This window comes from Bacillus mycoides, assembly GCF_018742245.1.
GTDB classification, from domain to species: Bacteria; Bacillota; Bacilli; order Bacillales; family Bacillaceae_G; genus Bacillus_A; species Bacillus_A cereus_U.
This window is the reverse complement of the sequence record NZ_CP036132.1, coordinates 1,093,140-1,119,581: the sequence shown is the minus strand read 5'-3', so window position 1 is coordinate 1,119,581 and position 26,442 is coordinate 1,093,140. Positions and strand designations below refer to the sequence as shown.

Below are 26,442 nucleotides of genomic sequence, written 5' to 3'. Positions count from 1 at the left end.
TATATGTATTATGATAAAAGAGAACGCAAACCAATTCTTGACGTTTTTTACTATAATTCCATAAAAAAATGTAACTTTTTTATATGTATTTCGTTGTTATGTATGAAGGGAGGGAAATGTAGTGAAACAAAGTCAATCATTAGAAGACATTTACTCAGAGCACATGCATGATTTATTTCGCTATCTTCTCTCCCTAACCGGAGATCCCCACTGTGCTGAAGATCTCATGCAAGAAACTTTTTACCGAATGCTCGTCCATATTGACTATTATAAAGGAGCAGAAATTAGGCCTTGGTTATTTACAATTGCCTACAACGCCTTTATCGATTGGTACCGAAAAGAAAAGAAGTATAAAACAACGCAAATTGAAGAATTCCATTTACCAAACGTGCCAAGTACAGAGCACTCTTATTTCATAAAACATGAGATTACTAGTTGGTTACAAAGTATATCCTCTCTTCCGCTAGAAAGACGAAATGTGTTGCTACTACGAGATTACTACGGATTCTCCTATAAGGAAATAGCAGAAATGACTAACCTCTCGTTAGCGAAAGTAAAAATTGAATTACACCGAGGACGAAAAGAAGCAAAAATCATAAAGGAGTGATGCAGATGGGCTGTGCAGAGTTTAAAAAACTGTGGGAGAAATATGAAGACGGAACACTCACACATGACGAACAAGAAAAATTAGAAAGTCATATTGAGACATGCAAAGAGTGTGAAGTGCATTTGGATGAATTATTAACAAAAACAGAACCCGTTAAGAAAAAGTTACCGCCAAAAGATCTTAAAGTTCCTTTTTGGAGGATTAAATGGAAACATCGTTTGCAGATGTTTGGTTTTATACTATCAATTTGCATCATTATATATATGATCGGCGGAGTATTATCTGCCTTTTATTTTCAAGCTAATAATGATAAAAGGCTAGAAGAAATAAGAGAGGTTCCCTCCCTCGCACTTGAAGCAACTATCCCAAATAGCCGCGTTATGGGGGGCGGAACAAGTGTAGAAGCTTTCTTTCGTACAAATAGCCACTTTGATTTAGTGAAAACGGTTGGTAAAAAAGAAATGCCACTCGGTACAGTAGAAACAAAAAGCTTCTTATCATCTGTAGATGTCACAAACCAAACTTGGATGAATCCATTCTATCAGCCAAAACTTTTCTTTGTTCATCCAAAAACAGAGCAGGGTGATTATTTAAAGGAATCCTCCAAAAAAGTATGGGATACACTTGTAAAAGTACATGATGGAACCGTTGCAGAAATAGCGATTTCTTTTGATAAATCTTACACCTTGAAAGAATTAGAACCACTTTTATATAGCATATTTGAAGCACAAGAACTCCCTCCAACTCCTACATGGTACGCTTTAGAAACAGGAGAAGAGAAAAAAGATGTAGAAAATTTCATCCTACACAGCGGGGAATCTATCGGATTTCCAGAGCATATAAGATTCCTTGATAATGAAACTGACAAGCAGAAAACGCAAGAAGACAAAGTAATCGAAATGATGCGCATCCTTTCTACACATAAAAAAACTGTAAGTACAGTTGCTTCACTTCCAGAAAACGAACTAAACTTAGATAAACGTTATAAATATGTAAAAGATAACGGCGTAAAAGTATACGGCATTGTCATTACTGGCCCGTCAAAAGAGTTATTAAAATTACAAAACTCGCCTCACGTACGTTATGCGACTCTTGGAGATATTGAGGTTTGGAATTGGTTTGATTGATACTGAAAAAGAAGTAGCACATCCTTTTTTAATGTGCTACTTCTTTTTTTATTTGCTACTAACTGAAAACGTTAACTTTCAAAATCTTAATGATGATAAAAGATTAGAAGAAAATAGCTACTATTTCCTACGCAACCTTTTTAATAATAACCTAAAAAAATATAGCAATTTTATATTTCACTAACCGAATCCGTGAATAAAGCATGAAATACGTTAACTTCCCCCATACGTAAACATTCCGTTTCTATATCAGGAATTGCAGTTCTCGCAACTTCTCGTTCTACTCTTACAAATCCTTTTGTATTCATTAGTTTTTCAAACTTACAAATGTTATCCATTTCTACATCGGTTGTTTCAAAAGTCCACTCTCTTACATCTTCATCATATGTTGTTTTTAATACGTAGTAATAATAATATTTATTAAGTAAGCTAACAAAAACCCCTAGATCAAGGAGCTCACCTCGTGATGTTCGTATCCAATCAATATCATCATTTAACATCAGTTCTTTTCCATTTAATAACACGTTATACTCTAGACAATTGTATAGGTTTAAATCTGTATAGTCTGACACATGATAATCGCAAAATGTTGACTCGATTAAGGACAAAACTTCCTTTTGAAAGCTTTCGTTTTCTATAAATGTTTCTTTTAGCTCTATAAATCGTTTATGCTCTTTAGATTCCTCGTACAATTCTTCTTCTTTCGCAATATTTTTTGGAAAGAATTTGTAAACTGTTTCTTTTAAATAATTCATCATTTCAGGTTCCGCCGTTTTAAACATTCTGTAAATCCCCCTATGTTAAAAAGAATTCTCGCCGCAATAAAGAATCATACCCCAAATATGTTATTAATTAACAAATAAATTATATTAAAATAAGCAATGCGATTCAATTCTGTTTTTTTAATTTTTTTCCGTTATAACGGTTGATTCCGAACATTAGGTTTATCATAATATGAAGATTACAAAAAAAAACGACAAAACCCTTTGAATTCCCTTGAAAAATATGAGAATCCATATATAAAGAACGAAAGATCCTAAAGCGATTATTTTAAAATATATTATTTTTGTCACATTAAAAATTAGTACTTTTTTCACAAATTATTTTCAACGAAAAACTTTTTAGCAGTTATTTCCTTACCATAAAAGGTATTTTTCTAGTAAAATAAAATAGTCTCGTAAAAATGTAACACATTTCCATACGAACAACCCTTTAAAGCGAAAAGGTGTCATCATAATTGATGACACCTTTTCCTATTACAAATAAACTAATTGGAAATCACTTTCACATACATCCCTCTTACCGCCTTTTCATAAGCGACATCACTCATCTGCCCTATTTTTTCTGATACGACAGACGACTGAACGATTTTTCCTTCACGAAGTAATGGCGGGTCAATGAGACGCACTTTATTTTTCTGATGTAGATCATACTCATTTCTATCTTCTTTTACTTCTATACTTGGATGAACTTTTCTTAATAAAGCATCTACTTCTTGATCTTTACATAGTTGCAATTTCGATATCAGCTCATGATCTTCAAGAAGAAAATCATCTGCATGAATAACCTTTTTATGAAGAGCTAACTTTAACGTTTTAGCTAACATATCATTTCCGTAAATATTAATTGGTTTCATAAAGAAATCGATTACTTCTTTGTAATACGTTTCTGTAAACCATTCAGCAATTTCGATACTTTGAAGGACCATTTTCCCATCTACTTCGATTACATCCTCTAAAAAACTGTGAACTTCTTCTAAAGAAATATATCCATATGTATACATATCTCTCAATGTGTAATCCACTCGGTCTGCGCATAATTCCGGTGCGGATCTTTCAAGTAATGTCCACTTCGAATCATCTAATAAAATATCTTCATAGTTATAACCATGTTTTGAAAGAATCGCCGGGATTTCCGAGTTTTTCACAACAGAGCTAAATATTTCTTCATGATAACTTTCATTTTCGTTATCAAAAACGTAATCAATCACATGAGAAAAAGCAGTGTGCGATACATCATGCAGTAAACCAGCAATCTGTTCTTCTACTGAACCACCAAGTTTTTTAATTAACAACATAGCACCAACTGAATGATCAAAACGTGTTACATTCCATTTCTCATTCATTAAGTAACTTGCTCCGGCCTGATGAACCCCTTTCAGCCTTTGCACAGGTTTACTTAAAATTAATTCTTCTAGCACTTTATCTACTTTAAACTCACCGTATATTACATCTGATATGATCACTTATAATCCCCCTTTTCAAGCAGAGTCTTCTTATAGTATCTCTTTTTTCAGAGAGTAAATAAAGAACTTCACTCGAATATTTTGTACCTTTAAATTAAAAAATAGAGAGCACTCAGCTCTCTATTTCACATACCTATTCAAACGTAACTTCCACCTGCACAATCTCAGATCTACTTCCAAGTCTAAGCGGTGGTCCCCAAAATCCGAATCCAGAAGAAACAATCGCGTGGAATGCACCTTTTTGTGCGTATCCCCAGTCTAGTTCGTACATTCTTCTCGTCACAATATGATTCGGCGCCATTTGTCCGCGGTGCGTGTGACCGGATAATAGTAAATCGACGCCGGTATCCGCTGCTTGTTTTAATTCAAATGGTTGGTGATCCATTGCGATAACAGGAAGCGATTTATCTACCGTACTCATTAGATTTTCAAAACTTTGACGATCACGCTCTGTTTTATCTCTTCTTCCAACGAGATAAAAATCATCTTCAATTGTAATGACTTCATCTAAAAGAATACGAATATCAATCTTATCCATCTCTTGTAAAAACTCAGGAACAGCTCGGCCGTAATATTCATGGTTTCCTAACACACCATATACACCTAATGGAGCTTTCATCTGTTTCATGATTGGTCCCATATTTTTCTGAATGAACACACCTGGATGATCATCAATAATATCACCAGGCAGTAAAATAATATCTGGTTTCATTTCATTTACATGGTGGACTAGTCTCTTTAAATGAGCAACTCCAGACAGTTTACCGAAATGCATATCAGAAGCCATCGCAATACGTAAACTTTTACGTCCTTCTACCTTTTTCGGTATATGTACATCATACTTTCTTACAACCGGGCTATACGCATTAAATACCCCGTATGCGAAGATAAAGAAAAATACGAGTAAAGTGACTGCCCCTGTCCAAATAATTGCCGTGTCTTTCTCTATAGAAAACTGTAAAAAGAAGACTGCAATATCGGCTAATGGCAATAACATGAGCGCATATTGTATAACCGCAAACCAAATTGAACCGACCGTTCGCAGGAAAGGAAGGAATTTAAACACTTGTACGAGAATATACGCATATGAAATGAAACCAACTACGAAAGCGTAATATCCCCAAGATTCCCAGCCGAACACCGTACTGAGCCAAACCCATCCGTTCCAGCCGATGTAAAACATGAGTAGTGTGTATACAATTAAAATAGTGAATATATTGAGATAACGAAAATTTTTCACTGCTAGCCTCCTTATTGATTTCTTCTATTATAACTTGTTCTGTGCCTAGAACGTAAATAGTAAGCATTCCAAACGGACCGTAATAAGCTGCTTTATCTGTTACAGCACAAAGTTATTTTTACAGGTTTTCTTTATAGTAACCTGCTATTTGTGATCCTCTTGCATTAAATCGAACATTTTTTTGTAACTGATATATTAAAACCACCTTTTCTTAGAATAAGTTTTTTTCGGTCTATAATCCGTATATCCTTTTTTATACACCTTATAATATCCATCTACAAAAACCGCCACGTCCGGAATCAGTCCTATCCCTCCAACAGCTTTACTACCAGTGAATAGCGCTCCTTTGACCGCTGATGTCGCTATATTTTCACTTAATTATAAGAGCTACTTTTCTTTTATAAAATCCCACTAGCTATACCAACACACCTACATAGAAAAACAGTCTGCAAGAACGGTAAGTGGTGAGTAGTTTACTGACAAGAAGATTCATAGTCAAATATAATACATGATAGTATTACCAAAAATACTAAACCACTATATTGTATAGCAAGGGGAATACCATTTAAAACAGACGCTAATATGTCTGTAAATGTAACAATAAAAAGTAGTGTAAGTATCGTTAACATAAGTGCGGCTGAAAATAAGAAACCTTGTTTGATACATTTAAAAATCCAGCCGATTCCAATACATATTAAAATTATACGTACTGGATACTTTAAAAGTATCGAAAATAAATTATCTACACTATTAAAATTCATCATCAAATTCACCAAGATCACTTTCTGGATTTTTTATTATTTTAACGCTAGTTTTTATATGTTTGTTTATGTCCTTTGTATACTGCCATAAGCATTTTCTATTAATCTAACGCCCACAAATGCTTTGAGGCCTAATTTTAACCTGCTTTTCTAGCAGCTTTATTCACATATTCCTTGTTATAGCCTGGCCTATTTTGCTGTTTATAATTATGTTTACCTGTAGAATACCAAAGATAAAACCCTGCGTATAAAGAGAACCCTTTCTCTTAACATTGCAATTCTCTTTAAACGTTCGCTCACATTTATCCCCTCATGTATTAAGTAACTCAACATAATACAGCGTATCATCCGTCTGAAAATACATAACAGATCCGCGGCTATAATAAGTAACAAATTGAATCGGTTCTCCTAGTTCATTACGAAGATTCATATCATACACATGATTATTATTTAAATCATAAACAACCAACTTTTTATCTCGAGTAATGAATACTACTTTACCTTGAACAACCGCAAAGCTTTCTGACCATATTTCCATTGTTACATTTATTTCATTCCACAACATATGAAAATTTTTATCTTTCATTTGAACTAAAGGAAATTCTGAATAATAATAGAGCCAAACGTCTCCATCTATAACGTTCATTGCATAACAATCATCTATAGGAGGTACATTAAACCTTTCTACATATTGATCATAATTATTAAAAATCAAGTGACCTGTAGAGTCAAAAGCAACTATCCCGTTTGCTCCAATCGAGGACTCTCCAAAAACTCCTTCATCACAATAGCTAACCCATATCTCTTCATTCACATCAACCTGACAATCTTGAATCCCTTCTCCAGCATAAAACTTACAATGTTCACTTCCGTCCGGATTATAAATGACTGCATTATCATCTTCGTAATTAAATATAAGTAACCATTTCTCTCCGATTCGTTGTATACATCGCACAGATTCAACATTAATATTTACGTTTAAATTGAATGTACTTATATTTTCACTATTTTTATCCAAATAAATCATACAAGGTCGATTCTGCTTGTCTTGTACGAGTAACATTACATTTTGTTTATAATCCAAACTCATTTGTTTAAATTGATAGGCTTCAACAATAGACTTAAAACTTATTAACTCTTTACATACAATATCTTTCATATATATTAAAACCCTCTCATTTATTCTGAATATAAAAAACAAGCGTTAAATCCCCTTAGAATTATAACGATAGTATAACGTTTATCCTTATGATTTTATAGCCAACAAAAATGAATGTATACAAAAAGAGAGAACAGCCTATATCAGTTTTTCTCTCTATCAATCATTCTTCCTCTTCTAAAATTTCATATTGCTCCCAGCAAAATACACGTTTCCCTTTAACAGCATATATCGTTTGATTCCTTGAAAAAACATACTCAAATTGAATAGGATTTCCATCGCTATTTACTGCTAACAAAGTTGATAATGTTTTATTTACAAGTGAATATGCATGTATTTGATTGTTATCTACACCAAAGATAATGTTATTTTTCACTTTCAAATATAGTGATGTATGATTCAATGTTGTTTCATAAAGAATAACTTGTTCGCATCGTTCTTTATGAATCTGTGTGAATGTATATGTTCCTTGCTCGTTATAGTAAGACATTAGAATATCACCTGTCTTCTGTATATGTATTGCTGTACAATCACAGACAGATCTCTTTATTGAATTATTGAATTCATTAGTAATTAAATCGCCATTTTTAGAGAAAATAGCTAATCCGCTCTTTTCAAATTTATTAATATCATGTATATTTTCCCAATCTATCGAATCAAACTCTTCATCTGAAATAAACAATTCATCTACAGAAGTAAATATACCTTCTTCACTATATCCAACCAATACATGTTCTTCTTCATCAACTTGAAAATATTTTATTCCAATTCCTAAGTAATATGCAGCAATAATGTTTCCTTTTTCATCAAAAATTGTAGCCGTCGTATCTTCCTTTTTCTCAACGAAGCTTTTAACCAAAATCCAATTTTCGCCTAGAGGTTGAATGAAGTTAAAATATTGATCATTTTCTATCGCATACTCTTTCAAAACGCCATCTTTCAACGAGTGTATAATTTTATAATAATAAGTATCTGTCACCTTTTTATCCAATATTAAAATGATAATATCTTCTTTATTTCCCGCCGTAATACAGAGAATGTCTCCTTCTACATCTGAAAAATCCATCCGCTGATTAAATACTAGTTTTTCCACAACTAACAAACCTCCAATGAATCAATAATAATCTACTTTTTATCACTCCTGGAAACCTTCTTTTGATTTTTTGTAATGTCGTGTTTAAAACGTTAATGCATTGGATCATAATCTATAAAGAAAGAAGAGCCTACGTCAGCTCTTCTTTTTAGACATCCATTTTTCACGAATTCTCTTTTATATAATTTTTAGCTACCTTATTACTTGGGTCATCTTTTAATATATCCTTTGCCCAATTCATAGCTGATTTTTCTTCAAAAACATCATCTGGAACATTAGCAAAAAACAATAAAAACTCCCTATATTGCATATTATTAGGCTCCAATTCGATACACTTCTTTGCATGGTAAAAAGCAGCTACATATGCACCCTCTAAATGACAGAGTGGGTGACATAAAATATCTGATGCTAGTGCATGTAATCTAACATCATTTCGACTCTCTAAATAACTAGTCAAGAAAGTGTATACAATAATATTGGGTTCATTAAAAGACCATTCTATTAAAAAATCCTCTAATTCCTCAATACTTATTTTATTTGCATGTGCTATCGCATTTCCAATGTCCCCTCGATAAATTGCATCTTTTAACAAATCATGCATGATTTCACCCACCCATTCGATATATATATCTTCACATGTGTAGCCGTTATCTGTTATCCCTTTTACTTTCATCAAAAGTAGCCCAATCCTCAAACCGTTGATAGACGATGTGGATCACAGAAAGTTTCTGTATCAATCTCTTTTTCCAGCTTTGTTCAAATATAGCCACATCATTTTCTATAAGAATAATACCTACACTTTAATCTCTCAAAGAAAATGTTAAATCCCATTGTTTTTTTCTATAATGTATCGGATTCATCTTTTCAACTATTTGATCTTGAATATGAAAAGCTATCTTCTGTATATCCACTGTCGGATTAAATAAAAAATCTCTCAAATCGATATAATCTTCTTTTGCGAACACAGCTCCTTCCATAATAGAAAATTTCTGTGCTCCTTGTTCTATATCTATATTTAAAATACATTGATATAGAATATCCTCATTATTTAATGCTAAGTCCGCTTTTATAAAAACATCCGTATTCTCGAATTCAAATATATTTGTAACAATAGACGGGCAAACCCAAGTCTCGTCTTGACCGTCTACACTTTCATTCTCGTGATCCCACTCCCAAATTGGTGCGACAGAGAAATCTTCAAGGCTTAACTCTTCTATTAGCTTTCCATTAGTTGAACCGACCGTTGATCCTGCCTCTTTAACTACTTTAGGAATAAGATTACTAAAGTACAAATTGCTCTCATCTGTTGCTACTTCCTTAATAAGGGGATATAAATATAAAGTAGCCATAGTTCTTAAACCATCACTCGCTCTTAATTCTAATTCCATTTCTATAGAAAAGGTCCTTATTGATAAATAACTAATTCGAACGTTTCCATTAAGGACAGTAAAAATTTCTCCCTCTATATTAAATTCCCATTCTTGAAAATTAAACTCTTTATAATAATAACTATAATCCTTATGTATAAAATCAGGATACTTATTTAAATATATATCCAAAAAATCATCTTCTACTAAGGTCTTATATGTTGGGCATATAATTTTAAACTGTAACTTTCAGGATTTAGAATCCACAACAATACAGTTATCCTGTATGCTACAGTGCACCCAAGGTATATAAAGTTGATTTTCCTCTATTATGAGCTTTGAAGGCTCTCGTTTTAACATTGATATCACTTCTTTTATACCTCCTAATGTAACTCAAACCATCGATCAACGTTGTCGATTATATAAAATTTCTGTTATTCCCCCTCTTTTTTCTACATTATATAGTAAATCTTTATACACATATTTAACAAATGAATCTTTCTAACCACTAATTTTTCTGGTGATATATTAATAGCCTCTAAAAGCAAACTGAATATACATGTAAGTACCAACACCATAAATAACAAAAGCAACTATAGTAATTAGCCAATTTTCACTATTTTTTTGTACATACTTCGAGCATGCCCAAATAAGAAGTAAAATAATTAATTGAATTGCAGTCACTTTTGAGACAGCAATTATAGTAGTTTCCGTAACAAATATTACCCATGTCCCGAACAACATCCGAATACAAAAAATAATCGCCCCAATACGTGTTTCAGTATATTGTTTATTTATATCTATAAAAAATATATCTTGCAACATAACAGTTAATGTTAATACAACTACTAAAGTCAAGATAGAAGCAAATTCTAAAATTTCTATAAACACTTTTAGTCTCCCTTCATTAACGTCTTCCCGCTTCCTTTCATTTAACCTCAATTCTATTAATACCCATCATCTTACCTCAATGAAATAGAACATAACGGATACTATCACAAAAAATAATCCAAATATCAATAGACGGATCCATACAGAAATTGATGATAGGGGCGTAAAATACAATACATAGAGAACAGCAAATGGGATTAAAAACATAGCTAATGAATACATCTTACTCCTAATAATAAGGCCAATAAACTTTCCCCCGAAAAAGATCATTACTATAACCCCATACATCCATATTAAACGTTCATCAAATCCAGTCACCCTGTCACTCCTCTGCCAATACATATTAAAATTATACGCATTGGATACTTTAAAAGTATCCAAAATAAATTATCTACACTATTAAAACTCATCATCAAACAAATGAAAACGTATTCTTTAACGGATATAGTATATCAAAACAAGAGTATGTACACTCGTAATCCCTACCATTTTTCATATGGAAAGCAACTGCTCTTGTAATCTGATACAAAAGGGATACTAACCAAACTGTAGTATCCCTTTTGACATCATTTTATTATAATTTTCATTACAGATTCTTACTATCATGTAACTAAGTCTACAAATACCCTCTAATTATCTATACAGTTTTCGCATACATAATATGAAAATAACAGCTAAGACCATAAATAATAAGTGCAATCATTGTAATATACCACTTTCCCCCGTACTTCTTTACACACTGCATAAGCCCCCAAAGACAAAGTAATATAATTGATTGAATCACTAAAATATTTAACGTCCCTAACAGGGTAGCTGTCATAGGGTAAATGATCCATATACTCAACAATGAACGTATAGCCATGACCGTAGCAAAGATTCTCCTATAATGAGAAAGTCTTATACTACCTATGCAGTACTCTTGTAAAAATACGATAGATGCTACTAGCATATTTAAAACCAAAATTAATAAATATCCAAAAAACTCTGTCACCTCTAAATTCTCCTTCATAAATTTATTTACGATTTCCTATCGCATCAGAAGTTAACAATTCACTCCGAAATTTTACAAGTTACTTTTTCAAAAATGCTAGCTAATATTCCAATAATCATGAAAGAGATTGTTATTCATACATTCATTTTATTACTCGAGAACGACCTATTTAAAAATCCAATTTTTTAGCGGACTTGAAATAGTCTTGAAATTTATCATCGATGTCCTCATCTTTACTTAAAAGAAGCGTTAAAGACGAATCCCAACAAACAATCTCAAGAACAGCATTGGGATACTGTATCTCAGTATATTTTTTATAACAGAATCCGAGTCCCTAAAATCCCTGCTTATTATAACGGTTTCTCAATATATTACTTATTTTTTCTTGATCTCTTGTGACTAAAAGCATACAAAATTCATGACAAGCTATTAAAATATTTCCTACTTCATTTTTCAATAGCATTCCCGTTCCACATTTAGCCGTATACAATACTTTTTTTAAAGAGAGATCCACCTCTTGATCTTCTTCCATTAATAGTTCACATTGTATATTCCCTTTAATATTAAAAAATGTTTCAAAAACCTTTTTCTTTTTAGGATTTCCATTTGTTATAAATGGAACCTCTTTATCTAGCGTCATCTGAAGATATTCCACCTCATCCTGATAATTCATATCAGCTCTATCAACAGATATATTTACATACAAATCACTTCTTAATTGAATAGATATATTTGAACTTATTATCATTTGATTCATATCATTTTCTGATACTACTGGTGTTACGCTTAGTATATTTATATCTTTTTCTTTCTCTAAAGTATCTATTGCATAGGGATGAACCTGTACTGGAATTATATAATGTGGTATTCCTATCATCTTTTACGCCTCCTCAGAATTTAAAATCAAAATTCTGAATTATAAACATTTAAATCCCTAGCGTCTTTAAAATAATTTCTAAATTTATCATCAATATTTATATCGTTGCTTAATAGCAACATCAAACCGGAATCCCAACAAACAATCTCAAGTGTTGCTTGGGGATGCTGAATATTTGGACTTGGTACCCAGAGTTCTTCGTTTCCATTTGCATAGGGTTCTACAAGCAAATTATTAATATCAATGTTTATAGACTTATCAAAAGCAGATAGTACGCCCCAAATAAATTGAGGATTATATTTCTTTACGAGATTTGAGAGATCTTCACCTGCTATCCAAACTATTGGATGAGACATTTCAGGATAATCTCGTATAAGTCTCTCTTCCTGAATTGTGGCAATCTCCAAATCTGTTATAAGCCAATTAAATTCTTTTTCCTTACCTTGAAATGAGTCAAAAACAGAAGCTAAAACTGTATGTTCAGATCCATGTAAAATGAAGTTCATACAATCCCTCCAATTAGTAATAATCGATAAACATTTCTCCAAAATACTTTCATACTTAAATATAAACTTCTTCTTTCCAACTACTGGATTTCGAATTAACTACAATTAAATTTTCGCTTTCCCATTTCAATGTGCCCAAAAATCGGCCATAAACCATTTCATTTCCTACCTCTTCAACTAGTAATTTATCTTTAATTTTCATTCCCTTTTCATCATATACCTCACATCGAAGTTGAAAACCTTGGACGCGATGAATTCCTTTTAATATCGCTATCTTCTTACGGCTAGGACTTTTCTTAGGAGTTTTACCTACCAAAAATATCCCTTCATAGTTTTGCTTTACTATTTCATCCAAGGACTCTTCAATATACCCTCTTACAATATTTGGTGATAGATTTGAGTTTTCTTCAAGTGCAGGTATTACATATTGGCGCACTAATTTACAAAACTCTTCATATTTTTCTTCGACTGAATTAAGTGTTAAAAAATCCATAAAATCATATGAGATAGATATACCAATTTGATTCATATCCACCATGACCTCACAGAAATCCCCTTTATTAACCTTAGCTAAACAAAATACTTCTATAAATCCAATATCATTTAGTCCTAAATCAAACTCTCTTAACTTTCTAGAAAAAATCAATTCAAAAATTCTTATTTCATGAGCTTGTAATTTCTGTTTCTTCGATCTATTTTTACGCCAATCATAAAACACAACTTCTATCATTTGTTAGTATATCCTCCCTATTCTTACCACCATGGTTGTGGTCTTTTATGATTGTCTACAGCTATGCCTTTGACATCACTCTTTAACCCACTACCCTATGCATCCTATTCGTACGTCGCCACGAGGATTATATTTCTTTACGAGATTTGAAAGATCTTCACCTGCTATTTAGTCTCTTCGCTTTTATTTAAACTTAGACCTCAATAAATTAATCTATTTAAATTTATTCATAGTGAGCTGCCGCCAATAACACCTGTGCAATAAAACCCCATGATATATTTTTAGGCATCTCTTCACCTCTGTTTTGGTAGGCTCCCTCACAATCATTTATCCATGCTTCCATTGATTCTAAGTAATCTTCTAATGTTATATTCTCCCACTCATCTTGATTTTCTTTGAAATCTTTTTGAAGATGAAGCAAAAACTCTACTAATTTTTCTTTTGAATCTACATCACTAATTAACTCATAAACATCCATATCATTACTCCTTCTACATGCCCCTTATTTAGGGACTACATTCATTTCATTCCATCTCTAAATTCTTCCTGCACCTTTTTGAATTCTTGCTCATATTTTCTTATTTTTTCAGCATCTGTCTTCGAATTAAGAAAAGGTCTTTTTCTACCAATCATCATTATATCTTTTCCTTCTGTGGACTCCATGCGTACATATGGTTTAAAAAATTCACATTCTGTATTCTGTAATACTACCGATAATTTAGCGTATTCTTCCATAGGGAATTGGTTAGATATATTCAATTTCTTAAGCCTTTTCAAATTCATTAATGGCTCTAAAGAACGATCTTGAACTTTAATATTCATTAAAGTTAACTCATTCAATCGTACTAAATCACCAATTGGCTCCAGCGTTTTTACATTAAGTGCTTTTGTTATCCCGCCACCTAAATAAAGACCGCCTAAGTTCTCTCCATCTTTCATTGGTGTTAAGTCTTCTAATTTTGAAAAGTCTTCTATTAATAGATAAGAAAGATTTTTATTATAGCTTAAATCCCATAAATCAGTATTTTTAGTATTCCAACATAAATATAATTCCCTTACATTAGACATCGTCTGTAATATCGATAAATTTTCTACTCTCATTTCATAAACATATAGTAATTCAGGATTAACATACTCCATAATTTTATCAAACTGCTTTTGATTCACTGCAAAAATCCATAATTCCTTAATTTTCAACTTACCTAAAAGTTCTATATTCTTTGTTTTACCGCTAATAGCTATCTCTTGTACATCTTCATTTATTCCAGCCAAATCTTTAAGAATGCGTGGCTGTTCACCTATTGGAAACATGAAATTCTCTCCTTCAAAGACTATTTACATCCAACATCACTTCAAATTTTCCTGAAGGGTAAAAACCAGCAATGGTTAAAAGTGCACTATCATATTGAATTTTTTCAAATGTAAAATCCTTAATACACCTTCTTTTTTCTCAAGGTTATAATTATTTCATTCCCATTTCATCTTACTATTTTCATTTAATAATTCGATATGAGTATCTACTCATATCTCCTCTTTCATATCAAAAACTTGTAAAATATCTTGTTCTAACTTTATTGCATTAAAATCAGACTTTGCCCTTTTACCCAATATCCTAATAGATTGAATAATGTTTTTGATTATTAATATTTTTCTCCCTGAATCATCTGCCAACAAAAATGTTTCATAATCAATCCTTAATCTAAAATCTGCTCCTTTACTCTTCCTTTTAAAGAGCTTTCTTTCTTTATGAAAACCCGCATCTTCATATTCCGGAGTTATGTTAACTACTATAGGGATTATAGCTATTTTTTCTACTTCGCTACCATAATCATTACCATTTAATCCTTCAAGTTCATTACCGATTTCTGAAATTATATTTATAAATTCCTCAGCAATGTCACCTTCTAATTCACCACTTAAAAAAAATCTCATAATCACTCATCCTTTTATTTAACGGGGATAATTTCCCATTATTTCCCTTTTCATATACTGAATTTGATATTGCCATTGATGCATTTCTTTTTTTGTCCCCCACGCTTCGAATTTCATATAAACATTATACTGCTTGTACAATGTTCCTTATGTTGTCTCACCATATTTTCATACTACATGAGTTTTTTATCTCTTAAAGAATAATCCTACCTCAGGTGCTTTTATATCATGCAAATCATCTTTTGGCTTTCGTTTAGTTCACTGAAAAAGGATGTGGAGAATTCCCCCACATCCTTTTCAATTAATAAAGTTGATGGATATACCTTATATCCTAGACCTAGAGATTATTTATAACTGTCTTAAAGTTTTTGCGTAGAAAAAACTACTTTAACTAACTTTTAATTTATCTCCAAACATCTCTCTTATTTTAGGAAAAACTTTATTAACAAAGCTATTTTTTTCTTTTTCTTCTATAACCAATTCTTCTATACAATCATCTTCAATTAATGCAAAGCTATATGAAAAATCTTTTACAGGATCCCCATCCTTTACAATAATACACCAAAATAATTGTTCTATTTCAATAGCCTGAATAATTTCTTCATCTGTTTTTACCTTATACCACATCATTCCTTTAAGTTCCCTTACTTGCCCCAATGGAACAAGCCACTCTGGACTTTTTTCATATAAATTTGTTAAAATCATTTTCTCTTCTTTATTATTTAAACTTTTTAAATTTTCTTCTACGTAGAAAAAACATAGTGTTTCATTTTCACTAACAAATAATTTCAGTAAGTCTTTTTTTTGTTCAAAACTTAAATCATATAAATCTTCTATAAAGTATGTTTTTGACATCTTCTCTTCACCTCTAATCACATACTTAGCGTTTTTCCCAAAATAGATATGTGCCTCCATTCACTTGAAGGTCCTGGATAATAAGCCTAATAATGAGTTGGATAGCACTTATTAATTGGAATTTTTCCCTATTTGTTTTTTATGATTGACTGGTATGTAATTCTCCTACTGTTTTTCCTTTTTTATTGTATATATATTGTTTACACTACTTACAATGATGCGGTAACATAACAGCCATAAATACATCACTTCTCTCACCTGGTGCTATATACATTCCTGCTGCATCTAAATATTCAATGGAAAAGGCTGCTAGCTCATACGCCATTTCTTGATCGCATTCAAAAAGTGAATTTATAAAAACCTCACTCCCTGTAATATTTTGTAAACCTCTCAAACAGTTAGACTTACTTCTTGCATAATCAGCCACATTCTCATTAGCCCAAGACCACATCCAACTGTTACTCTTTCCAGACCAAGAACCTATAAAAACAACACTAAATTCAAGTAAAACTTGACCATTTTTTTTAAACTGTAATATACATTGATCTTGATCATACCAATACTCATCAAAGTTATCGATATTATAATCCGAAATGAATTTTTGCTGTTTACTTTCTAATTTGTCATAACACATAACAAGATAATTCTCGAATTGTTCATTTGTCATTGCCAATTATAACGCGCTCCTTTACTTCAAGATTCCCAAGTAATATTGATTTGTTCAAAGGAAGATTTACTTTCTTGTAGCCCTTCCACATTATCAGTTCCAATCATCGCTATCTCATTTTCCGAGAGCTTAATTACCTTATTAGGACTTTGTATTTTCCTCTCATATAACAACATTAAGAGTTCTAACTGCTCTTCGATTAATACATATTATTCCAATCATAAAACCCTCTCATCGATTCTAAGCATAAAAAATAAGCGTCAAACTTCCTTAATTTTAATAAGTTTGACGCTTACTCTCAATTATAATTTATTTATCTACAAATAATATATAAACAAAGGCGAAGTCTTCAAAGAGACTCTGCCTTTCCAACGTACAATGAACTTCAATACTTACTAGCGACTGCATAAACATCGTTCCTCATTTACCAAACAGTTTATACTTTGTCCAAACTTTGCAACAGAACCAGTAATCTTTTTACATTCTCTTTTATTTAATTCCCATTATAATTTTTCAAAATGTTTTTAATAAACTCTTTATATTGTACTTCCTCTTCAAAATCCAAGGATATAAAATTATCTAACGAACTCCAATTATAAAATGGTGTAAATTTATGTTTTAAGCCACTCTCATTTTTAGTTGCCAGTATATTAATACCATAACTTCTATCTCCAATAATAATCCATTCTCTTGATGGAGGGAACCAGACTACTACAAATGAATTATTCATAATAGAATCAGCCATACTGTCTTGAGGATATTCTTCTAATACATCCATGTATTGCTCTCCTGTCAAATCACATGGAAGTTTTAACCAATTGTAATATCCAAATTCCTTATAATAATATTCTTCAGGGTGAGGATCTAACACGCCCATAATAACAAAAGAATCATGTGTAGTTTGAGCTAATTTTCTTATTTCATTCCAGCCACTATCATACATTAAAGAATCAAATTCACCAAACATATAATTTCCATAATCGTTTTGAAACACTTGATTTGGTAATTTTAAATCAAAATGAATCATCCCATCTAATTCATGCTTCCACTTATCAAACACTTCCTTATTTTTAATAATTAATGATTTTAAATTCAATATTGCTCCTCCTAATCTATCCTTTCAATCTAATTTTCAATGTAGTCCTTTTTTTACCTTTTGGAGTATAATCTGCCGTTGGTTTTTTTGTTGACTTTGCATTATTTCTTACAATATATTTTGCTCCATTTTTTATCATTATGGACACATTTCCATCTTTAGATTTACTAGTTTTCCACCCATTTTGTGATAAATTATTTTCAAACTGTCTTCTCGTTAAATTGGTCTTCCTATTAACAATAGAACCCGGTTTTGTAACATCTTTATAACTTGAGGTTTTATTCCCAATGTTCCCTTTATATTTTTTAGCACTTTTTGTAATTTTAGATAGCTTTTGCACCTTTTTATAAGCTTTATACCCTTTATAGATACGATATCCGTATATTCCAGCAATAATAACTGGATGATGTCCATCAGCATCTATTTTCATCACTGGATTATTATGAGCATACGTGTAAGCATTTTGAGTAATTGGATCATCCTCATCACCCGGATCAGGATCCACCGATAAGAACACACCATGATCTGGGTTATAATATCTCGCAATTAGATAATACATACCAATCTCTTTATCATACATGTATCCCGCATATCCAAATGGATTGTCTGCTGCGATACCTTTCGTATCACTCTTTAATACGTTACCCCACGAATCATATTCATACGTTGCTACAACTTCTCTATTTTGATCTGTCATCGCAACGACATCACCACGAGGATTATAGTGATAGTATAACGTTTGTCCTTGTGATTTCATAGCTAAACGTACACCATCTGTAGAATATACATATTGACGCAGTACATTCCCATTTCCATCTGTCTCATATAACGGATTAATACTATCTCCATCATAGAAGTAGCGTGTCACTTTTCCATTTACATTCTTTTCAATACGACGATCCTCATCGTCATACTTATATGTCGTAAATGCATTACTTTCCCCTTGTTTCGTAATCGCTACAATCTGGTCATCTTCATTCCATGTATACTTGTACTTTCCGTCTGATGTACGGTTTCCATTCGCATCATACGTTAACGATTCGTTTCCGAATTTTACAAGCTGATTTCCGTCATTAAACGTTGTCGCTATAGACTTTGTTTCTTTTCCATTCTCTACAACTTTCACACTCGTACGGTTTCCAAATCCATCATATGTGTATGATTTACTTGTTCCGTTTGGTAATGCCTCGTTTAATAGTTGGTTAATTGGATCATATACAAAGCTTGTTTCTGTTACTTTTCCGCCCGCACCTTCATGTCTAATCTTCGTACGGTTACCGGCTTGGTCATATTCGTATCGTTCAGAAAGTAGAATACTGTTTGACGTACCTACTACTAAATCTTTAAGTTTATTTGCGTGGTCATAGTTGAAGGTAGAACCTGAACCATTTCCAGCTGTATACGTACGAACGTTTCCTTGATCGTCATAATCAAATCGGTACGTTTGAGAACCGTCTGTCACACGAATATTTTGATCTAACGTGTTGTAGTCATACGATACTTTATTTGTGTATCCACCTTGCGTTACTGTTTGTTCTTTTAATTTTTCTGTCTTACTGTTTGCTTTGTCATGATATGTCCAGTCAACTTTTCCGCCTCGACTATCCGTTGCACTAGTGACACGGTCTGCCTTATCGTATGTTTTTGTACGTTCTACACCATTGACAAGGTCTTTTACTTTCGTAACTTGTCCATTTTGATCACGTTCGAATGTAAATGAATCTTTTCCATTTCGTTTTTCACCAATCGCGCGATCCGCTGAATCATAAACAGATTCTAAAATCGAGCCGTTTGGCATTTTAGTCTTAATCTTGTTTGCATTTTCATCGTACGTATTTTCAATACGACGGTTTAACGCGTCGATATACACTGTATTTTTGTTATCTACATCATATTCATATTTGTGTGTTTGCGTTTTCCCACCAAACATGACAGATTTCTCTGTTGTATTTCCATTATGATCATAAAGATAATTTACAGAGGTACCATTTTTCAGGGTAACCTTTGTTAATAGATTATCTTTGTTGTAATCATATAATTTTGTATTTCCTTTTTCATCTGTCTCGCTCTTTTTATTTCCTGATGCATCATATGTGAAGGTGTTTTTCTGTCCTTCTTCATCATACGTGGCAACAACACTTCCATCGTTGTCGTACTCATTTTTAATAAGAGCATTTCCTTCTAGTAAACGTATATCATCAAACCAAACTTTCCCTTTGTTTTCTCTTCTAAATAGAAGATAAACTTCCATACGTTTAATTGGTTTAGTGGCAGGGATTACAAATGCACTACGATTCCAATCATTTGTCCCACTTGGGAATTTAGCTTGGAAATTTTCCCCACTTCCATCTTGATAATGCACATCCGCCCAAATAGAGTAATCTCGAGAAAGTTTATCTGGTGCAGTATTTTCTACATTTTCAGATTTAGACATTCCTGTTAGCGTGATTGGTTCTGCTTTTTTCTGATTTATAGTGATATGCTTGCCATATCCTACATCTGAACCTCCATATTGGCTACGTTCTAATACAATAGACGAATTTCCTGTAAAGCTTTCGTTATGAGAAATATCTTTTGCATCACAACTTGTTCCATCTCCTCGAATCCAACCTGGCATACAGCCATTTCCCGCTATATTTTCTAAACTACTATTTTCAATTGGATTAAAGCTGGAAGACACTTCTCCTCTTTCCAATTGAATCTTATCAAACCATGCTGAACCACTTGAATCCGCTCGATTATAATCAACTTGTAGATATATTCTAACTTTTTTTGTTTGATCTGTTGTCTTAAAGGTTACTTGGCGATTCGTCCAATCTTTCTCGCCCTCTATCCTATTATGACGTGTATCAAACCAGTTATTTCCACTTCCAAGAGGAGTTCCATCTTCTTTTAATAACTGAACATTAAAAAATGCACCAGCGTGAGTTAATGATGTTTTCATCATCCCACTTAATGTGTATGTTGTATTTGGTTCTACTACCACATCTTGAATCGCACTATGGTATCCCCAACCAGCATTTTGCGCCTTTACTATCATTTGTAAAGATGAAGATCCACCCAATCCACCTGGCGCGAATATTTCATCTTTTTTCAATGATCCATGACTATTAGTCTTCTCTTCATTCCATCTCTCAGTGTTATTCATTTCAAAGCTTGGATTTTGAATCAGGTTTTCTCCTGTTCCCAGCTCTCTAGTTGTTGCAATTGGATTTCCAAACTGATCATACTGCATGAAAGATGATGTATTTGCTGCTTGGTCAGTTTCAGACACTTCTGTATTTGCTGATTTATAAGCAACAGTTGTTTCACGATTTTCGTTATCTGTCGCTTTTATAATCCCATTGTCTTTATTGTACTCAAACTTTTCTGTCCCCATTTCATCGGTAACAGACGTAACATTCCCATTATTATCATAGGTCGCTGTTTCTGTTTGATTTTTAGGAGTCGTAGTTTTCACTAAATTATTTGCATTATATTCATACGCCGTTGTTAAATTCAGACGCCCAGAATCTTCGACTGTTTTCACTGGATTTCCAGCATCGTTATACGTATAAACAGTCTTACGCCCTTTTGGATTCGTTAACGTAACTTCTTTCGCATCCGTATTATATGCTAATGTTGTTGCTTTCCCTAATGGGTCTGTCACTTTTACTAATCTATTATTCTCGTATGCATACGATGTTTTATACGGTTTTGCATCTGTATGTTGCGGGTCATAAATAGATGTTAATAAACCATTATCATATCCGTATTTATATACTTTTCCTTCTGGTGTTGTAGAAGAAACGAGTAAATCTCCATCATACTTAAATGTAATCGTCTTATTATCTGGACCGATTACTCTTGCTGCTTTTTTATTATTCCCATCATATTGTACTAATAACTCTTTGCCAGAAGCGTTCTTTACTTTTGATAAACGGAATTCGCCATCATACTCATATGTCGTCGTATTTCCGTATTTATCTTTTGTATACTCAATACGCCCCTGTGCATCGCCAGATTTATAGAAAGTAACAGTTTGGTCTTTATCTTTTATTTCATACCCACCTGATACTTGCTTAATTTCTAAATATATACCAGTAGGAGCTTGATACGTATTATCTCCTGTTCTAGTAAAAGTAATATTCGCACCATCGGCAGAAATTAAAAGTAAGTTTCCATTTCCGTCGGCCCAAATTCTTTCTTCTAATCCACTAGACCACCCCGTACCAAATAAGCCTACCTTTTTACTCTGGCTATTGTACGTTCTTTCTACTGATACATCCGGCCCGCGCCCTGATAACGTAATATCTTTCTCACTCATGATAAAGTTACCATTTGTAGCATTTACTTTACCATTTAACACCGGAACTGATGCCCAGTAATCAAACATCCCTATAAATCCAAAATCTTGGGAGAATTTAGGAACAAACTCATGCGAAATTTCACTTTCAGCATGTCCAGCTTTACTATACGCTGTTACACGGAACCAGTAGTTTTTCGAACCTGCATAGATTCCACCAGAATTCTTATACACAGGTGATGGATCAACTGCTAATTCTGCACCTTTTTTATCGTGATGAAGTAAATATTGGCCTTTCGTTATTTCATCTTTCGTTGGCCAAATCTTCTCATTTTGCGTTGTCCAATTTGTTTTATTTCCCACATCGAACGCTTCGTAATCTTTTCCGTTATAAATCCAAACTTTATAACCTGTTGCTGCTGGAACTGAGTCCCACTTCAACGTTACATAACCAGTTTGCTGATCTGTCGCATTAATATATGCAGAGCCATCTGGCTTTTTCACTTGTTCTAGTGGAATAAATGGAACTACTCCATCAGAAAGCGGACTATCACCAAATGGATACTCTGCCACAATACGAATCCAGTAGCTACTTCTTCCGCTATAATCCCCGTATGGACCTCCTGCTTGATAAGCATTTTTATATATTTGTCCTGGGTCAGTAGGTGCTTCTGCACCTTGTCCGTCATCATGTATCCAGTAACGCCCTTGTGCAATTTCTTCTGGCGTTGGGAATATTTTTTTATCCTTCGTTGTCCAACTTGTCACATTACCAACTGAAATATATTCATAGTCATATCCATTAAAAATAGCTACTTTATACTCTGTTGCTCCTGGAACTGGATCCCATTGTACATTAAAGTGACCTGAACTACTTCCACTCCCATTCGAGTAAGCTTGTACTCTCGGTGTATTCGGTTTTGCATACGAATACTTAACTTCTAAGTACGGTGCATTTTCTCCGTTTTCAGCTGCAATAAACTTTTTCCAATGATTCTGACCATTTCCATTTGCATGTAGCTTAAAACCGTTGTTTGGTCTCGCACCTTCTACCCATGCTTTCACTGTATTCGTTACATTGAACTGAGCCCATTTTCCGCGGCCTACATCAGCGTGTGCAATGTTGTTAGAACCTGGTTTATTATTCCAGTTAATACCTCCGACATTCCATCCACCTGTAACTTCATCTAACCAAACACCATTTGGTTGATTTCCATAATAATGCCAAACTGCATAGGCATGGAATGTTGCACTTTCAATCTTTGCACCTTTTAAATTTGAAACGTCTGGTTTAATGAATGAAAAGTTTGTCCCAGAGGCCCCGTCATAATAACCTACTTTTAATGTATAAGCATTTTGACCAGCATCCCAAAGCTTTCCTCCTGAATAATTGACAGTTGGATACGCGCTTGAAGCATAAGCATTTTCAAAGTTATCCAGTTCAATTGAAGGGTCTACATATACCGGATATTTTCGTTCCGGCGCTTGTAACCACTTTGGATCCGCTGTAACAGTTAACGTATATGTTTTTTCATCTGTCTTCTCAATATTGTAACGAACCGCATCTGACGTTACAGCCTCACCTGATTGTTGATCTACATTTGAATCGTTCATATACGGTTTCGGTAATGTGAAGACTTTTTCTTTTTTCTCATTTTGGAAGTCGATTGAACCATCTTCCTGTATATTCGGTGTTAAATCTGTTTCTAATGCAAACGTAAAAATATGATGCCCTGTATACTCACGTAATACAAAGTCTTCTTTTACATTTTCATTAAATGTCGTACTCTTTAAATCAATATTTGGGAAAATCCCTTTATACCATACTGTATTTTTTTCATGTGTTGCGGTTACTGGTGATGGCTTCACTTCACCTTTTTCACCATTTGCACTCATTAATTTGTACTGAATAGTATGATCTTTTACTTTAAATTGAACGTACTTTCCATCTTGTGTTGTTTTCTCAAACTCTGGTTCTAATTTTGTATTTTCCGTTACAATTTTTTCATTTGGTGCTTCTACTAATTTTGGTGAAACCTCTTCTAGCTTTCCATCTTTCTCTGCATGAATTGGTTCCGTATATACCTTCTTTGTAAAAGTACCATCATTGTTATCAAAAACCTTTTCGGTTTCCGTTCTTTCTTCTACAATCTCAGTTGGATTTGCTTGTGCTTTAGCCTTATCCTTCTTTAACTGATCTGGATGTGGAGCTGGTAACTCCTTTTCCTCTTTCTTTTCCACTTCTGGACTTTGTTCTGAATTCGGAGATGGTGTAAACGGTGGTGCTGTTTCCGCCAATCCATTCAGTGGTATAGAGGTAACAATTAATGCAACTACCATAAGTTGGATTAAATACCTATACCAATTCTTTTGTTTCTTTTCTTTCATAAACTCACCTCGCTGAAATATTTTTAACATATATAATGTTACATATCACAATTTAAACAAAGGAAAGAGTAAAGTAAATATAGTTTTAAAGTTTTGAAGATTTTGTGCACAAAATCCGACAATTTAACAACAATTTTATAAATGTCATTACAGATAACTGTTTTTGTTATATATTTAAAAATTTACGATAATTTTATCTATTATTGTTCGCTAGCGACATGATATGAACATCATTCAACTAACCTTTTATTTTCACTTTCGATTTTGTTCTAACATTCAATGAATCTAGTACACTGATCTTCATATTCCTGGGGTAAATATGGTTCCCTAACTGTAATACCATTATTTATAGCGGGTAATTAGAATATCTTCCTTACTATTCATACCAAATAACTGTTTGAACACGCTCCCCCTCTTCTTATGATATCTATAGTTTTTCCCCACTACATTTCGCATACGAAAAACTATCACTACAAACAAAGAGGAAGCCTCCCAAAATATATTTTAGAAGGCTTCCTCTTATTAATAGATTGCTGATTTTAACTCTCTTAAATAACAAAATCCTCCGGAATAAACACTTTCACTTCTCTCGGATGTACGTATACAAACTCACCTGTTTGAATGCCTAGTTGTCTAAACTGTTCTTTACTAATTTCTGCTTCTAGATACTCATCTGTTCCGTCGCGCTTCAATTCTACATATACGACAGGGCCAACTGCATGTGAGTATGTTACTTTCGCCGGGATGGCATCTATACTTTGTTTCGTACGATCAATTGATAAGTGATGTGGTCTTACGTATCCCACTCCGTCTACGTTTGAAACGTGCTTATGCTCTGGTGCTTCTAGCTCCACTGATCCTACATTTAGCTTACCTTTATGAACGCGGCCGTGAAATAAATTCACGTTTCCTAAAAAGTCATATACGAACGGACTTGCTGGTTTTTCATATACTTCTTCCGGCGTTCCCATTTGTTCAATGCGTCCTTCATTCATTACAACGATGCGGTCCGCAACGTCTAGCGCTTCTTCTTGATCATGCGTTACGAATACGCTCGTAATTTGAAATTCGTCATGTAGTTTCCGGAGCCATCTTCGTAATTCTTTCCGCACTTTCGCATCAAGTGCACCAAATGGTTCGTCTAGCAATAAAATTTTCGGCTCGACTGCAAGTGCCCGGGCTAATGCGATACGCTGTCGTTGTCCGCCAGATAATTGCGCTGGATAACGTTTTGCAAAACCATCCATTTTTACTAGTTTCAATAGTTCTATTACTTTTTCTTCTATTACTTCAGCTGACGGTCTTACATTTTTCTTTCTTACTTTTAAACCGAAAGCGACATTTTCAAATACATTCATATGTTTAAAAAGTGCATAGTGCTGGAAGACGAAACCGACTTGCCGGTTTTTTACATGAATATCAGTTAAATCTTCCCCATCAAAAGAAATCGAACCTCCATCCGCTTCTTCTAGCCCTGCAATAATTCGTAATAACGTCGTTTTTCCAGAACCTGATGGGCCTAATAAAGCGACCAGTTCACCTTTTGGAATATCCAAATGAATGTCTGTCAGCGCTTGAAATGTACCATATTGTTTTGATACATTTTGAATTTGAATACTCACCGC

General features: G+C 33.3%; 21 protein-coding genes and 3 pseudogenes. 3 read left to right on the top strand and 21 right to left on the bottom strand.

All coding sequences use genetic code 11. The features are described from left to right. Positions 1 to 121: 121 nt before the first annotated feature. Positions 122 to 607 carry an RNA polymerase sigma factor gene (locus EXW56_RS05625; RefSeq protein WP_002201433.1) on the top strand — a complete coding sequence of 162 codons (486 nt, stop codon included), beginning with the start codon at positions 122 to 124 and terminating at the stop codon, positions 605 to 607. Between the two features lie 5 nt (positions 608 to 612). Beyond that, positions 613 to 1,734, top strand: coding sequence for an anti-sigma factor (locus EXW56_RS05620; RefSeq protein ID WP_215597294.1), 1,122 nt, complete (start codon positions 613 to 615; stop codon positions 1,732 to 1,734). Positions 1,735 to 1,904: 170 nt separating this feature from the next. Here EXW56_RS05620 and EXW56_RS05615 read toward each other — a convergent pair whose 3' ends face one another. The 18 genes and pseudogenes from EXW56_RS05615 to EXW56_RS27525 all read right to left on the bottom strand — a co-directional run. Then, complete coding sequence (locus EXW56_RS05615; protein WP_098988169.1) at positions 1,905 to 2,516, bottom strand: hypothetical protein; 612 nt, start codon at positions 2,514 to 2,516, stop codon at positions 1,905 to 1,907. Positions 2,517 to 3,001: 485 nt separating this feature from the next. Then, entirely contained in the window at positions 3,002 to 3,979 is a 978-nt protein-coding gene (locus EXW56_RS05610; protein WP_098988168.1) for an HD domain-containing protein, read from the bottom strand. A gap of 133 nt (positions 3,980 to 4,112) precedes the next feature. Continuing rightward, a complete protein-coding gene (locus EXW56_RS05605; RefSeq protein ID WP_215597293.1) occupies positions 4,113 to 5,219 on the bottom strand; it encodes a metallophosphoesterase in 1,107 nt (368 codons plus the stop codon). A 1,071-nt stretch (positions 5,220 to 6,290) separates the two neighbouring features. Beyond that, positions 6,291 to 7,139 (bottom strand): hypothetical protein, encoded by an 849-nt coding sequence (locus EXW56_RS05600; protein WP_078204869.1) that lies wholly within the window; start codon positions 7,137 to 7,139, stop codon positions 6,291 to 6,293. A 163-nt stretch (positions 7,140 to 7,302) separates the two neighbouring features. After that, positions 7,303 to 8,232, bottom strand: a complete 930-nt coding sequence (locus tag EXW56_RS05595) for a hypothetical protein (protein WP_002149945.1) — start codon at positions 8,230 to 8,232, stop codon at positions 7,303 to 7,305. A 163-nt stretch (positions 8,233 to 8,395) separates the two neighbouring features. Then, positions 8,396 to 8,833, bottom strand: coding sequence for a hypothetical protein (locus tag EXW56_RS05590; RefSeq protein ID WP_002149946.1), 438 nt, complete (start codon positions 8,831 to 8,833; stop codon positions 8,396 to 8,398). 199 nt (positions 8,834 to 9,032) lie between these two features. Next, positions 9,033 to 9,959, bottom strand: a pseudogene (locus EXW56_RS05585) (hypothetical protein). A gap of 168 nt (positions 9,960 to 10,127) precedes the next feature. Beyond that, entirely contained in the window at positions 10,128 to 10,490 is a 363-nt protein-coding gene (locus EXW56_RS05580; RefSeq protein ID WP_002149948.1) for a hypothetical protein, read from the bottom strand. A gap of 637 nt (positions 10,491 to 11,127) precedes the next feature. Beyond that, on the bottom strand, positions 11,128 to 11,481 hold the full coding sequence (locus EXW56_RS05575) for a hypothetical protein (RefSeq protein ID WP_002149953.1): 354 nt from the start codon (positions 11,479 to 11,481) through the stop codon (positions 11,128 to 11,130). Between the two features lie 334 nt (positions 11,482 to 11,815). Further along, positions 11,816 to 12,358 (bottom strand): hypothetical protein, encoded by a 543-nt coding sequence (locus EXW56_RS05570; RefSeq protein ID WP_002149955.1) that lies wholly within the window; start codon positions 12,356 to 12,358, stop codon positions 11,816 to 11,818. A gap of 26 nt (positions 12,359 to 12,384) precedes the next feature. Then, on the bottom strand, positions 12,385 to 12,864 hold the full coding sequence (locus EXW56_RS05565) for a hypothetical protein (RefSeq protein ID WP_002149959.1): 480 nt from the start codon (positions 12,862 to 12,864) through the stop codon (positions 12,385 to 12,387). A 55-nt stretch (positions 12,865 to 12,919) separates the two neighbouring features. Next, positions 12,920 to 13,594, bottom strand: coding sequence for a hypothetical protein (locus EXW56_RS05560; protein ID WP_002149962.1), 675 nt, complete (start codon positions 13,592 to 13,594; stop codon positions 12,920 to 12,922). A gap of 223 nt (positions 13,595 to 13,817) precedes the next feature. Next, entirely contained in the window at positions 13,818 to 14,072 is a 255-nt protein-coding gene (locus EXW56_RS05555) for a DUF7660 family protein (RefSeq protein ID WP_002149971.1), read from the bottom strand. A gap of 41 nt (positions 14,073 to 14,113) precedes the next feature. Continuing rightward, entirely contained in the window at positions 14,114 to 14,905 is a 792-nt protein-coding gene (locus tag EXW56_RS05550; protein WP_002149977.1) for a hypothetical protein, read from the bottom strand. A gap of 210 nt (positions 14,906 to 15,115) precedes the next feature. After that, on the bottom strand, positions 15,116 to 15,526 hold the full coding sequence (locus EXW56_RS05545) for an Imm44 family immunity protein (protein WP_002149978.1): 411 nt from the start codon (positions 15,524 to 15,526) through the stop codon (positions 15,116 to 15,118). Positions 15,527 to 15,913: 387 nt separating this feature from the next. Continuing rightward, positions 15,914 to 16,381, bottom strand: coding sequence for a hypothetical protein (locus EXW56_RS05540; RefSeq protein WP_033718016.1), 468 nt, complete (start codon positions 16,379 to 16,381; stop codon positions 15,914 to 15,916). A gap of 205 nt (positions 16,382 to 16,586) precedes the next feature. After that, positions 16,587 to 17,054, bottom strand: a complete 468-nt coding sequence (locus tag EXW56_RS05535; RefSeq protein ID WP_002149981.1) for a DUF6882 domain-containing protein — start codon at positions 17,052 to 17,054, stop codon at positions 16,587 to 16,589. 20 nt (positions 17,055 to 17,074) lie between these two features. Further along, positions 17,075 to 17,257, bottom strand: a pseudogene (locus EXW56_RS27525) (hypothetical protein); the annotation flags it as partial. A 108-nt stretch (positions 17,258 to 17,365) separates the two neighbouring features. Here EXW56_RS27525 and EXW56_RS27925 point away from each other — a divergent pair. Beyond that, positions 17,366 to 17,458, top strand: a pseudogene (locus tag EXW56_RS27925) (IS6 family transposase); the annotation flags it as partial. A gap of 83 nt (positions 17,459 to 17,541) precedes the next feature. On the opposite strand, the gene EXW56_RS05530 reads toward EXW56_RS27925, so the two are convergent. The 3 genes from EXW56_RS05530 to EXW56_RS05520 form a co-directional block, all read right to left on the bottom strand. Continuing rightward, positions 17,542 to 18,144 (bottom strand): hypothetical protein, encoded by a 603-nt coding sequence (locus tag EXW56_RS05530; protein ID WP_002149983.1) that lies wholly within the window; start codon positions 18,142 to 18,144, stop codon positions 17,542 to 17,544. A gap of 16 nt (positions 18,145 to 18,160) precedes the next feature. Beyond that, positions 18,161 to 24,817 carry a DNRLRE domain-containing protein gene (locus EXW56_RS05525; RefSeq protein ID WP_252197280.1) on the bottom strand — a complete coding sequence of 2,219 codons (6,657 nt, stop codon included), beginning with the start codon at positions 24,815 to 24,817 and terminating at the stop codon, positions 18,161 to 18,163. A 548-nt stretch (positions 24,818 to 25,365) separates the two neighbouring features. Further along, positions 25,366 to 26,439, bottom strand: coding sequence for a sulfate/molybdate ABC transporter ATP-binding protein (locus tag EXW56_RS05520; protein WP_199659779.1), 1,074 nt, complete (start codon positions 26,437 to 26,439; stop codon positions 25,366 to 25,368). Positions 26,440 to 26,442 lie beyond the last annotated feature (3 nt).